We start from the raw sequence: 13,052 nt of genomic DNA, 5'->3' as shown, positions 1-13,052 counted from the left end.
AGGTGGGAAATACATGTTAGAACAATTTCATATACATGCTGATTTAAAACAACAGCTTTCTACGATTCATGAAAAGAATAAGCAAGAAGCTGGTGAAAACGCACATTTAATCGGAACGAAAATATATAAAGCGTCTGATAATAGCATTATTGAAGATGCGATTACAGCACTTCTTCTTGGCAAGAACATTCTATTAAAAGGACCGACTGGTAGTGGTAAAACAGTACTAGCGGAAACTCTTTCTTCTTTATTCCAAAAACCAATGCATAGCATTAACTGCTCTGTCGACTTAGATGTAGAGGGTATTTTAGGATACAACACACTACAAAAGAAAAATGGTGCATCTGAAGTTTCATTCGTTAACGGTCCTCTTATGAAAGCAATGAAGAACGGTCACTTCCTATATATTGACGAAATCAATATGGCAAAACCTGAAACGTTACCACTTCTTCACGGCGCATTAGATTACCGTAAAATGATCACAAACCCATTTACACAAGAGGTTGTATACGGTGATGACGAATACCGTGTAATTGCTGCGATTAACGAAGGTTACGTTGGAACAAGTGAACTAAACGAAGCGTTAAAAAACCGTTTCGTTATTATTGAAGTTCCTTACATTCAAGGTGATACATTAAAAGAATTATTATTAGCAGAATCAAAATTAAAAGATGTTGCAACAATTGAAAAGTTCGTTGCCTTTGCAAGCGACCTTATGCCTTTAGCTCGCGATGGACGTGTAAGTGAAGAAGCGGCAAGTATTCGTGGCATTATCGACGCATGTGATTTAGGTGTATATATTCCTGTTATGCGAGCGATTGAACGAAGCATAATTGCAAAACTTAATGATGAAACAGAACAAATGACTGTCCGTGAATTAGCAGAAAGTTATTTCTTTGAGGGATAATTTATGAGACAAATTTTTAGTGACAAAAAAATTGATGCGTCGCTGTTTCTACAAATGGAAAACTTAATGTATGCCCTTCTAAAAGAAGACGATGCCTATCTTGAATATGGCTATAAAGCATACTACGACGAAATTGAAAAGAAAGTTGTCATTAGTCACTTTTGGGATGATCGAAAAGAAGAAGATACAGTAATCGGATTAAAAAGCGAAGTGTTCTTAAAAGCACTTGGTAATAAACATTACTCGGACATGACTTTAATTCGTTCTTATGCGATTGAATTGCAAGAATCGCCCCTAAAAAAGTTTTTAACACAATTATTTGTTCTATTAGAAGATTTACGCGTTGAGGAAATTGTAAAGAACTTACGTCCTGGCACGAAGCATGTTTTTAAAAGAAGAAAAGAAATGTATCGCAATTACTTTAGCTCACAAAATGAAATCAATCGCGTTCGTAACTATCACGGTGATCGTCTATTTTGCCTATGCTATCTTTCATTAACGAGCGATAAATATGAAATGTTTAATAATGAATATTTCGAACAAATTGAAGCTATTTTGCATGAAACATTCCAAGCTCGTAATACGGAAGATATTATGTATATCGTTGAGAAAATTCGCTACCGCTTAGAGGAGCTTCTTGAAAGTGATATGCTTAACAACTATTTCGGACATGCACCGCTTTATTTATCTGTTCTTGCAGACGAAAAGAACTGTCGCGTCGAAGATTTAGCAAATGATGATACGCAGCTTATAGATGACGATGAAAATAAAAACAAAATGGATGAAAGTTTCTCCACATGGCATCGTGAAAATAAAAATAACGAAAACGAGAACTTTTTACGCTTTGAATTAGAAAGCGGAACAAAAACAAACATGATGGGCGATACTGCTCGTGAATCAGAAGATGGCGACCAAGCACTTGGTTCTGTACAAGGTACTTCTCAAAAAAGTACACAATCCAACTTTGATGGCGCTGATACAGAAGAAGCAAGGGCTTCACACGCTTCTAGTCAAAATGATGGTGCATATGGTAAATATAACACTGGCGCTTCTCATACATTTAAAGAAGCACGTAAACCAAATCCTGATGAGAAAAAGGATTACCAAGCTATCAAATCAGTCGTTAATAAAGATGTAAAAGAATTAAAGAAAATTATCGAAAAAACGATTGAAAATAAAACGAATGCAAATAGTGATAAATATTACGGAAGACTTCGTAAGAAATTCCTTCGTATTTATACTGAAAAGCAGCCTCGCATGTTTTATAAAAAAGGGCAAGAATCACAAGAGCTCGACGTTGCATTCCAACTGTTAGTTGACTGTTCTGGTTCTATGTATAACAAAATGGAAGAAACGAAGAAGAGTGTTGTACTATTCCATGAAGCTTTAAAATCTTTAAAAATCCCGCACGCTATTAGCGGATTTTGGGAAGATGCCTCTAGCGCTAAACCTGAAGATAAGCCGAACGTTATCCATGAAGTTGTAAATTATAAAAACTCAACGTTACCAAACGTTGGTCCAGAAATTATGCAACTTCGTGAAGAAGAAGATAACCGCGACGGATATATTATTCGTATCGTTTCTGAAAAGCTTGCCAAAAGACCTGAGAAACATAAATTCTTACTAGTCTTCACAGACGGTGAGCCTTCTGCGCTAGACTATCAACAAGACGGAATTTTAGATACGCATGAAGCTGTTAAACTCGCGCGTAAAAGTGGTATGGAAGTAATCGGTATCTTCATCGAAGAAGGCGAAGCGAAAGAAGCAACTTATCAATTGATGAAAAACATTTATAACCATCACTTCTTAGTTGCAAATCACGCTGAAGATTTACGATTGAAGATTAAACCATTACTGAAAAAATTATTACTGAAGACGATTGAATAGAAAATAGGAGCCTTGTGGCTCCTGTTTTTTCGTTCAATTACTTTGTTTCTGGTTGAAACTTGTATGGAATGGCTATTTCTAACAAATATTCAAATCCTCCGTCATAGTATGGGAAGCGCTCATTCGCAATTGTTCGATCCACCCACTCTACTGCAGAAATTTCACCTTCATCTTCCGCAATAAGTTCACCTTTTTCTACATTCGCTCGGAATGTAAAAAATAGTGCATGATTCCCTGATTCTTCAAAGAATTTTTCATTGATCGCAACAAGTCCACCTAACGTAGCAGTTAAACCTGTCTCTTCTTTCACTTCTCTTATTAGTGCTTCCTCTAATATTTCACCTTTTTCCACAGCCCCGCCTGGCAATGACCAAACGTTTTGTTCTACATTATGTACCATTAATATTTTATCTGTTTCTTCGTCATGTATTAGTGCATATACGACATCAACTCTTTGCATGTTGCTTTTCTCCTTCAATTAACTCATCCATTGTAAATAAAGAATGTAGTTGTAAACCATCTGCTAATAAGTTTTCTCTTCCCTCTTTCGTTCGTTCAATCACACCTAGAACATGATGTACTTTCGCACCTAGTTCTCTTAAATCTTTCGTGCTTAATAATATTTGACCACCTGTCGTAATAACATCCTCAACAACACAAATATTTTTCCCAGCAATATTAACGCCTTCTGCTAACTTACATGTGCCGTACTTCTTCGCTTCTTTTCTTACAAATACGACCGGTATACCTGTTTGTAAAGATAATGCCGTTGCTACTGGAATTCCTCCCATCTCTAAACCAGCGAGTGCTTCTGTATCAGGAGGAATGAGCTCTTTCAACTGTTTAGTAATTTCTAATAACAGTACTGGATTAGATTCAAATAAGTACTTATCAAAATATTGATTTGATACTTGTCCTGATCGAAGCTTAAATGTTCCCGTTAAACGTGACGTACTGTAAATTTCCTTTGCTAATTCCCATTTCTCCATTCCCTGTCTCCCCTTTACACACAAATTAACTCATTCTATCACATTTGTAATTATTTGTATATTACCAAAATACAAATAAAAAGAGCCGATTCCTAAGAATCGACTCTTCCTATTAATTCATCACTAACTCAGCTGTGAGCTTTTTTTTTAACTTAGCCAGCATGTCAGTTGTCATTTTGTCTAAATCGTATTCTGCTTTAAAGCACCACTCTTTCATTGCTGCTGTTGCATCAATAGAGTTTGGCCAGCTATCAGCGATTGTTTGACGAGCTGGATCTACTGCATAATCCATTGTAAACGTCGGAATGTGTTTACGAATTGACGCTGCAATTTGCTCTGGCTCGAAGCTCATTGCTGTAATGTTAAATGCATTTCTATGCACTAGCTTACTTGGATCAGCTTCCATTAATGAAATGATCGCTTGTAAAGCATCAGGCATATACATCATGTCCATGTACGTTCCTTCAGCAATGTATGAGGTGTATGCACCTTCTTTAATCGCCTCATAATAAATTTCAACTGCATAATCAGTTGTTCCGCCTCCTGGAGGAGCTACGTAAGAAATTAAACCTGGGAAACGGACACCGCGCGTATCTACGCCAAATTTTTGATGATAATAATCACACAGTAATTCTCCTGCTACTTTGTTTACCCCATACATCGTAGTAGGACGCTGAATTGTATCTTGCGGTGTATTATCTTTTGGCGTCGATGGACCGAATGCACCGATAGAACTTGGCGTGAAGAACTTACAGTTTAATTCACGAGCTGCTTCTAGAGCATTTACAAGTCCACCCATATTTAAATTCCATGCAAATAACGGATTTTTTTCTGCTGTTGCTGAAAGTAAAGCTGCTAAATGAATAATTGTATCTACTTCATTACGCTTTGCGATATCATGTAGTTTTTGTCCATCTGTTACATCTAACGTTTCAAATGGACCAGACGTTACTACTTCACTATCTGTTTCACGAATATCTGTTGCAATAACATTTGATGCGCCGTATACATCACGAAGTTTCATTACTAGTTCAGAACCAATTTGCCCTAAAGAACCGGTTACTAGAATTTTTTTCATTTTCCCCACTCCTCATTTGCAAGCTATTCAAAAGATGTCGTTACTTAAATGATGCCCATTTCTTTTCCTACTTTTTCATACTTAAGAATTGCTTCATCTAACATTTCTTTCGTATGAGCTGCTGTAGGCATATTACGAACGCGCCCTGTTCCTTTTGCTACAGTTGGGAACACGATAGATTTTGCGTATACACCTTCTTCATTTAGACGTTTACTAAATTCTTGTGTTAATACTTCGTCCCCAATAATACAAGGTGTAATTGGCGTTTCACTTTCCCCAATGTTAAAGCCAAGTTCTTTTAATCCTTGTTTCAAGTAGCGGCCATTTTCCCATAAGCGATCGTGTAACTCTGTGCTTTCCATTAAGATTTCAATTGATCTCATGCAAGCTGCTGCATCAGCTGGTGTTAATGCTGTAGAGAATAAGAATGGACGTGAACGAACTTTTAACCAGTCAATTAAGTTTTGTTTCCCTGCTACATATCCACCAATTACCCCAATTGCTTTTGATAATGTACCAATTTGGAAATCAACTTTATCAGAAAGACCGAAGTGCTTTACAGTTCCTGCACCTTTTCCAAGTACACCTGAACCGTGTGCATCATCTACGTATGTCATTAAATCTAACTCTTCTGCAATCTCAACAATTTCTGGTAGTTTTGCAACATCTCCATCCATCGAAAAGACACCGTCGGTAATTACCATTAATTTATTGTAAAGACCTGATTCTTTCGCCGCGATTGCTTTTTGGCGTAAATCTTCCATATCAGAATGTTTATAAACAATAATTTTTGCTTTTGATAGACGACTACCGTCAATAATAGATGCATGATTTAATTCGTCTGAAAGAATCGCATCATTTTTATCCATAACAGCTGAAATCGCTGCCATATTACAGTTAAATCCTGATTGATAAGCAATTGCTGCTTCTGTATGTTTAAACTTTGCAATTGTTTCTTCTAACTTAATATGCAAATCTAAAGTACCGTTAATTGTACGAACAGCCCCTGCTCCAACACCGTACTTATGAATAGCACCAATTGCTGCTTCTTGCAAACGGCTATCTGTTGCTAATCCCAGATAGTTGTTTGAAGATAAGTTAATATATTCTTTTCCGCCAATTGTAATGATCGGTCCATTTGAACTCTCAAGCGGATCAATTACGTTATAAAGCCCCTTTGATTTTAAATCCTCTAAATTTTCTTCTAAAAATTTCGCAAGTGTTTTACTAGACATCGTGAAGCCTCCCATCGTTCATGTAAGCGGATTATTGTCTTAATAGTTCTAATAATCCCTCTACTAGCTTAACACGTTTTCAGAATTTATTATAGAAAAATAGTTTAAAGTAACCGCTTACAATTCTAGATTATATATGATTTATTACAATAAATCTATCATTTACTTTTCATATTTGATAGAATTAAAAAAATATTTCGGGAGGTTTCAAACATGGCATTTACAGAATCTGATGTATACAATAACACAGCATTTTTCGAACAATATATGAAACGAAGATACCGAGAAAATAGCCCAAATGAATCCATTGAAAAACCAGTATTCTTTCAGCTCATTGGTCATGTACAAGGAAAACAAATTCTCGATTTAGGCTGTGGTGATGCTAAGTTTGGCGCGGAATTATTAGAGAAGGGATGCTACTCTTACACCGGCATTGAAGGCTCCGAACTTATGTATGAAAAAGCTAAAAAACAACTAGAAAATAAAAATGGATCTGTTCATTTTTTAAACCTCAAAGATTATACCTACCCCTCTTCCACTTTTGATTTAGTAACATCTAGACTCGCCTTACATTATATTGAACATCTTGATACTATTTTTAAAAATGTATTTCAAACTTTAAAAACAAATGGCACCTTTACCTTTAGCGTTCAACATCCCGTTATTACTTCTTCATTTGAAAGCTTACAAACAAGTGGTAAAAGAACGAGTTGGCTCGTCGATGATTACTTTAAACTAGGCAAACGGGTTGAACCATGGATTGAGCAAGAAGTTATTAAATATCATCGTACAACGGAAGAGTATTTCACATTATTACAGCAAGCCGGATTTACCATTACATCATTAAAAGAAGCTACACCAAATCCAACCTATTTTCAAGATGAAGAAGAGTATAAACGTCGCTTACGTATTCCTCTCTTCCTCTTATTTTCTTGTACCAAATAAAAAAAACGATGAATCACTCATCGTTTTTTTATCTCATTGCCTGAGCAACTTCTTTAACTACACGTCTTCCTCTTCCGTGAGGGATACAAAGCGGTGTTCCAAACAACGGATCCGTACTAATTTGACACTCCATTCGGAATACATCACGTACTAGTTTCTCATCTACCACTTCTTCAGGTTTACCTTGTGCATATATTTGTTTATCTTGAATTGCTACAATGTTATCTGCATAGCGGCATGCTAAATTCAGATCATGTAATACCATAACAATTGTTCTTTGTTCTGTTTCATTTAATTCGAATAATAAATCTAGCACTTCAATTTGGTGAGTCATATCTAAGTATGTAGTTGGCTCATCCAGTAAAATGATATCTGTATCTTGTGCAAGTGTCATTGCGATCCAAGCACGTTGACGCTGCCCACCTGAAAGAGCATGCACATCACGCTCAGCAAATTCTGTCATACCTGTTGCTGCAAGTGCCTTCTGTACCATTTCCTCATCTTTTTCTGACCACTGTTTCAGCCATGTTTGATATGGATAGCGTCCTTGTTTTACAAGTTGCAATACTGTAAGCCCTTCTGGTGCTTGCGGTCCTTGCGGTAAAATTGCCATTTGACGAGCAATTTGCTTCGTTTGCATACTTTGAATAGCTTGATTATCTAACAAAATGTCACCAGTTGTTGGCTTTAATAATCTAGCTAGTGAACGTAATAAAGTTGATTTCCCGCAACCGTTGGAACCGATAAAGATTGTAATTTCACCTTTTGGAATTTCTAAATTCAACTCATCAATAATAATTGTTTCACCATAAGACAACGTCAAGCGTTTCGTCTCCAATGCTTTTTGCATATTCATCTCCCTTTATGAATTCCGACTTTTATAAAGTAAATAAATAAAATAAGGTGCACCAATTGCTGATGTAAATACCCCTGCTGGAATTTCAAGTGGTGTAAAAATTGTACGCCCTATTAAATCTGCAGCAAGTACTAGAATTGCACCGACAATAGCTGCAACTGGGAGCAACGCACCGTATAAAGAACCAACTAGCCTTCGTGAAATATGAGGTGCCATTAAACCGACAAATCCAATCCCTCCGGCGAAGGCAACTGCTCCCCCAATTAAAGCCGTACTAAGTAATAACATGAATACGCGTGACTTCGTTAAAGGAACACCAAGTCCTACCGCAATATCATCCCCTAGCTCTTGCGCATTTAAATGTCTAGCAGCTATAAATGATATTACCGTTAAAATGAGAACCCACGGTGCAAGTACCATAACATTTTGCCAAGAAGAGCCATAAACGGTACCCGTAATCCATACATTCGCTTGGCTCGCTTGATAAATTGGTGCTAACAACATAAATAATGTTGTTGCCGCCTTCGTTAATGCCCAAAATCCAACACCAATTAAAACGAGAATAATTGGTGATAATCCATCATTTTTCCATGCAAATAAGTATACAAAAACCGCTACAATCGTTGCTCCTGCAAAAGCTGCTAACGGCATATAATGAATGCTTACAGTTAGCGCATTATTTTTATCACTAAATAGCGCTAAAAATAATACAACTGCGACACTTGCCCCGCCCGTAATCCCGATGATATCAGGAGAAGCAAGTGGATTTCGAACGAGCCCTTGTAAAATACAGCCCGCTACTGCAAGCGCAATTCCTACGAGGATAGCAATTAAAATACGTGGCATACGAAACTTATTTACAACCATATTTGACATCGCATCGCCATTTCCAGTAATTGCTTGCCATACGTCATAAGGAGCAATTTTCATGTCCCCCATACCTGCGCTCGCAAAGAATAATCCTATTAAAACAACTAGTAAACTTAACAAGACGAGACAAGCTCGTTTATACATTAAAAACGAGAGCTCACCTTTTCCTATACGAAACGGAATATATTTCTTCATTTGCTAAGCCCTCTCTTACGTGCAATATAAATAAAGAATGGAGCTCCAATAAATGCTGTCATAACTCCTACTGGTACTTCTTGTGGCATAATGACATATCTTGCTGCTATATCAGCCAATATTAGTAGTATTGCACCTAACAATCCGCTATAAGGCACTCTCCATCTGTGGTCAACTCCAACAAGAAATCTCGCAAAATGCGGAGTAATAATTCCAATAAATCCAATTGGGCCAGCAACCGCAACTGAACCACCAGACAACAGTACAATAATAAGTAACACGAATGATTTCATTAAAATTGTTCGTTGTCCAAGTCCTTTCGCGACGTCTTCTCCCATCATCAATGTATTTACTTTCCCTGCCATCATAAGAGATGCAATCCATCCTATTAATAAATATGGGAATACAGATTGTAAAATTTCTAACTTTCTCCCTTGCACAGATCCAGCAAGCCAAAATAATACCTCTTCAAGTGCTTTTTCATTTAACACAAGTAATCCTTGTGTTAATGATGAAAATAATGCACTAATTGCGACCCCTGCTAACGTTAACTTAAGAGGAGTAGTCCCTTCTTTTCCTAAAGAACTAGAAGCAAATACAAGTACAGCTGCAACCGCCGCTCCTAAAAAGGCAATCCATGTGAAAGCTGATAATGATGTTACTGAAAAGATTACAATTGCTACAACTATAAAGAACGCAGCACCTGAATTTAATCCAATAAAATCTGGAGAAGCAAGTGGATTCTTAGTTAAAGTTTGCATAAGACAACCAGCAATGGCTAAACTAGCACCAACACTAGCTGCAATTAACGCCCTAGGCAGACGTACATTTTGAATAATAATATGTTCATTGGAATCGTTAAAATGGAAAAAAGCATCCAATGCTAGTTTCCAACTCGTATTTGTATATCCGAAAATAATACTTCCCCAAATACAAATAACGACTGCAATGATTCCAACAAATAATCCAATCCATTTTGCTCGATTTGTTTTTAATAACATGCAGCGTTTCCCCTTCAATGTATAATGATACGTTGTTAGTGTATTTCAACTTAATTCTCATTGTCAACGGAAATGAGAATTATTTTCACCCATATGTATTGACAATCAAAAGATAAAGGCTTAATATCATGCTTGCTATTGAAAAATATTCTCAACATATAGGGGGTACATAATGAATTTCATGCGGAAGAAATCGTTTACAGTATTTGTATTTTTACTAGCATTTTCAATGCTTTTAAGCGCTTGTGGAAAATCAAATAACAAAGAAGAATCTACAAAAGAAGATAATAAAAAAGAAGTGGTTACTGTAGAACATGCAATGGGTAAAACAGAAGTTCCTGCTAATCCAAAACGTGTAGTTATCTTAACAAATGAAGGAACTGAAGCTTTACTTGAATTAGGTGTGAAACCAGTTGGTGCTGTAAAGTCTTGGACTGGTGACCCATGGTATCCACATATTAAGGATAAAATGAAAGATGTAAAAGTTGTTGGTGATGAAGGACAAGTTAACGTTGAAACAATCGCTTCTTTAAAACCAGACTTAATTATCGGTAACAAAATGCGTCACGAAAAAGTGTACGAACAATTAAAAGCAATTGCACCTACTGTGTTCTCAGAAACATTACGTGGTGAATGGAAAGATAACTTCAAATTTTATGCAAAAGCATTAAATAAAGAAAAAGAAGGTCAAAAAGTTGTAGCTGATTACGAATCACGTATGAAAGATTTAAAAGGCAAACTTGGCGATAAAGTAAATCAAGAAATCTCTATGGTTCGTTTCATGCCTGGTGATGTTCGTATTTATCATGGCGATACATTCTCTGGTGTTATTTTAAAAGAACTTGGATTTAAACGTCCTGGAGATCAAAACAAAGATGATTTTGCAGAGCGTAACGTATCTAAAGAGCGTATTTCTGCTATGGATGGTGACGTATTATTCTACTTCACATTCGATAAAGGAAATGAGAAAAAAGGATCTGAACTAGAAAAAGAATATATAAACGATCCTCTATTTAAAAATTTAAATGCCGTAAAGAATGGTAAAGCATACAAAGTCGACGATGTTATTTGGAATACAGCTGGCGGTGTAATTGCTGCTAACCTATTACTAGATGACATCGAAAAACGCTTTGTTAAATAATATTTCCTTAACCAGCTCCCTTCTGTGGAGCTGGTTATTTTTCAATTCACTTAAATGTCACATTATTTCGTTTTGTATTTTTATTCCCAATATGTTATATTGAGAAAGTAAATAGAATATATTTTCTTTATATCAGAATAAATGTTTTAATCTAAATTTTCTGATTAATCACTATTTTATTTTCTTTTAGAATTCAATTATTACATTTGAAAACGCTTATCATCTCGTTTTCAGGGCAAAATACAGTAACGGTCGAAGAAAAATAGAACTTTTTTAGAAATTTTCTTTCTATTTCCATATAATTCTATTGACTTCTAAATATTTTGTAAATTAAAATGATTACATAAATATCCGTTATACAGGATTAGGGGGAAACAAAAATGGATGCAGCTTTAAAATTAGACAAAGCTGGAGAGCAACAATCACCAAAAAAACATCCACCAGGGTTATACTTGTTGTTCTTTACAGAGGCATGGGAAAGATTTAGTTATTACGGAATGCGTGGCTTATTAGTTCTTTATTTAACAACGAGCTTAGTAAGCGGCGGTTTAGGATTTGATAAAGCAGTTGCAGTTCAAATTTACGGTATTTTCACAATGTTAGTATACTTCACACCTATTATTGGTGGTTGGTTAACTGACCATTTCATTACGAAGCGACATGCCATTACTATTGGTGGTATCATCATGGCAATTGGTAACTTTGTATTATTCTCAATGAACACAAAAACTGGACTTTTCTTAGGATTAGGATTATTAGTTATTGGTAACGGATTCTTCAAACCAAATATTTCGACTTTATTAGGTCAATTATATAGCGAAAATGATTCTCGTCGTGATAGTGCTTTCACTATCTTCTACATGGGGATTAACTTAGGAGCTCTTATCGCTCCATTCATTTGCGGTTACTTTGCAGATTATAGATACGGTTTCTTAACAGCTTGTATCGGTATGATTATTGGGCAGCTTGCCTTTAATTTCTTAGCACCTCGTTACTTAGGGTCTATCGGAACAACTGTTGTAGGTAAACAATCTAAAGAAAAAAATGCAAAAGCAATTGAGAAAAAACCTTTAACAACACAAGAGAAAAAACGTACTGCTGCAATTTTAATTTTAACTTGTTTCGTAGTATTCTTCTGGGCAGGATTTGAGCAAGCTGGTAGTTCTTTAACACTTTACACAGATAAGTTCGTCGATCGTACAATTGGTGGATTTACAATTCCAACACCTTGGTTCCAATCTGTAAACCCACTATTCATTATCTTACTAGCATTACCTGTTTCTGCGTTATGGATTAAGCTTTCAAAAACAAAAAATGGCGATTTGAAAATCCCAACAAAAATGGCATTAGGCATGATTTTACTAGGGATTGGATATTTAGTTCTAACTTTAGCTGTTTTAAAAACTGGTAGCGATGAAGGTAACATTACAATGAAAGCAAACTTACTATTCATTGTATTCACTTACATGTTCCACACAATCGGTGAGTTATTCTTATCACCAATCGGATTATCTATGGTAAGTGCAATTGCTCCTGTTAAATTAGCATCATTATTAATGGGTGTATGGTTAGCTGGTACTGGCTTCGCAAACTTATTAGCAGGACAATTAGCCGCTTTCACTCAATCTTTAGGATATTTAGAAGTATTCGCAAGCATCGGTATTATCGTAATTGTACTGGGATTAGTACTTCTTATGTTCTCTAAGAAAATTGCACATATGATGGAATAACAAAAAGACGCTTCTAAAATTAGAAGCGTCTTTTTTATTACTTCTCCTCTAAAGCTGTCACGTCCACATGAACGCTCTCACCAGGATTAGATACATCATACACTTGAGCACTCCCCTTCTGCTCATCACAGCTCTCAATCCATACTGGTACGCCCTCATATGTAACGTCAATTCTACTTGAAGAAGATAAGATTTGTTTCACACGTTTCACATCCATA

The 13,052-nt window shown here is 36.0% G+C and carries 13 protein-coding genes; 5 read left to right on the top strand and 8 right to left on the bottom strand.

What is annotated here, in order from left to right:
* Nucleotides 1–13: 13 nt before the first annotated feature.
* Together ACTFSL_RS13955 and ACTFSL_RS13950 are read left to right on the top strand one after the other, a co-directional pair.
* On the top strand, nt 14–907 hold the full coding sequence (locus tag ACTFSL_RS13955; RefSeq protein ID WP_059304155.1) for an ATP-binding protein: 894 nt from the start codon (nt 14–16) through the stop codon (nt 905–907).
* A gap of 3 nt (nt 908–910) precedes the next feature.
* Nucleotides 911–2,794 carry a vWA domain-containing protein gene (locus tag ACTFSL_RS13950; protein WP_001248875.1) on the top strand — a complete coding sequence of 628 codons (1,884 nt, stop codon included), beginning with the start codon at nt 911–913 and terminating at the stop codon, nt 2,792–2,794.
* A 37-nt stretch (nt 2,795–2,831) separates the two neighbouring features.
* Here ACTFSL_RS13950 and ACTFSL_RS13945 read toward each other — a convergent pair whose 3' ends face one another.
* The 4 genes from ACTFSL_RS13945 to ACTFSL_RS13930 form a co-directional block, all read right to left on the bottom strand.
* Nucleotides 2,832–3,254 carry an NUDIX hydrolase gene (locus ACTFSL_RS13945; RefSeq protein ID WP_006919539.1) on the bottom strand — a complete coding sequence of 141 codons (423 nt, stop codon included), beginning with the start codon at nt 3,252–3,254 and terminating at the stop codon, nt 2,832–2,834.
* Entirely contained in the window at nt 3,241–3,783 is a 543-nt protein-coding gene (gene pyrE / locus ACTFSL_RS13940; protein WP_000417037.1) for an orotate phosphoribosyltransferase, read from the bottom strand. The genes ACTFSL_RS13945 and pyrE overlap by 14 nt, the downstream gene beginning before the upstream one ends.
* 112 nt (nt 3,784–3,895) lie before the next feature.
* The gene (locus ACTFSL_RS13935) at nt 3,896–4,861 is read right to left on the bottom strand and encodes an L-threonine 3-dehydrogenase (RefSeq protein ID WP_059304156.1); all 966 of its coding nucleotides are present in this window, start codon (nt 4,859–4,861) and stop codon (nt 3,896–3,898) included.
* Nucleotides 4,862–4,905: 44 nt separating this feature from the next.
* The gene (locus tag ACTFSL_RS13930; protein WP_000095905.1) at nt 4,906–6,096 is read right to left on the bottom strand and encodes a glycine C-acetyltransferase; all 1,191 of its coding nucleotides are present in this window, start codon (nt 6,094–6,096) and stop codon (nt 4,906–4,908) included.
* Between the two features lie 213 nt (nt 6,097–6,309).
* Between ACTFSL_RS13930 and ACTFSL_RS13925 the strand changes: the two genes are divergently transcribed.
* Entirely contained in the window at nt 6,310–7,041 is a 732-nt protein-coding gene (locus tag ACTFSL_RS13925; protein ID WP_000885969.1) for a class I SAM-dependent DNA methyltransferase, read from the top strand.
* Nucleotides 7,042–7,069: 28 nt separating this feature from the next.
* Here the strand turns inward: ACTFSL_RS13925 and ACTFSL_RS13920 are convergent, their stop codons facing one another.
* Genes ACTFSL_RS13920 through ACTFSL_RS13910 form a run of 3 tightly spaced genes read right to left on the bottom strand, consistent with a single transcriptional unit; the run spans nt 7,070 to nt 9,963 of the window.
* On the bottom strand, nt 7,070–7,891 hold the full coding sequence (locus tag ACTFSL_RS13920; RefSeq protein WP_001167962.1) for an ABC transporter ATP-binding protein: 822 nt from the start codon (nt 7,889–7,891) through the stop codon (nt 7,070–7,072).
* Between the two features lie 12 nt (nt 7,892–7,903).
* The gene (locus ACTFSL_RS13915) at nt 7,904–8,962 is read right to left on the bottom strand and encodes a FecCD family ABC transporter permease (RefSeq protein WP_000760056.1); all 1,059 of its coding nucleotides are present in this window, start codon (nt 8,960–8,962) and stop codon (nt 7,904–7,906) included.
* Nucleotides 8,959–9,963, bottom strand: a complete 1,005-nt coding sequence (locus ACTFSL_RS13910) for a FecCD family ABC transporter permease (RefSeq protein WP_059304157.1) — start codon at nt 9,961–9,963, stop codon at nt 8,959–8,961. The genes ACTFSL_RS13915 and ACTFSL_RS13910 overlap by 4 nt, the downstream gene beginning before the upstream one ends.
* Before the next feature lie 172 nt (nt 9,964–10,135).
* On the opposite strand from ACTFSL_RS13910, the gene ACTFSL_RS13905 reads away from it, so the two are divergent.
* Together ACTFSL_RS13905 and ACTFSL_RS13900 are read left to right on the top strand one after the other, a co-directional pair.
* Nucleotides 10,136–11,104: an ABC transporter substrate-binding protein gene (locus ACTFSL_RS13905; RefSeq protein ID WP_001010276.1), complete on the top strand. Its 969-nt coding sequence runs from the start codon at nt 10,136–10,138 to the stop codon at nt 11,102–11,104.
* Nucleotides 11,105–11,484: 380 nt separating this feature from the next.
* Complete coding sequence (locus ACTFSL_RS13900) at nt 11,485–12,834, top strand: peptide MFS transporter (RefSeq protein ID WP_000338314.1); 1,350 nt, start codon at nt 11,485–11,487, stop codon at nt 12,832–12,834.
* Nucleotides 12,835–12,871: 37 nt separating this feature from the next.
* On the opposite strand, the gene ACTFSL_RS13895 is transcribed toward ACTFSL_RS13900, so the two are convergent.
* The gene (locus ACTFSL_RS13895) at nt 12,872–13,051 is read right to left on the bottom strand and encodes an acid-soluble spore protein H (RefSeq protein WP_000382679.1); all 180 of its coding nucleotides are present in this window, start codon (nt 13,049–13,051) and stop codon (nt 12,872–12,874) included.
* Nucleotide 13,052 lies beyond the last annotated feature (1 nt).

Source organism: Bacillus cereus group sp. MYBK108-1 (assembly GCF_051917185.1).
Classification (GTDB): domain Bacteria; phylum Bacillota; class Bacilli; order Bacillales; family Bacillaceae_G; genus Bacillus_A; species Bacillus_A cereus.
Note: the sequence above shows the minus strand (reverse complement) of the source record. Positions and strands in the feature narration are given on the sequence as shown.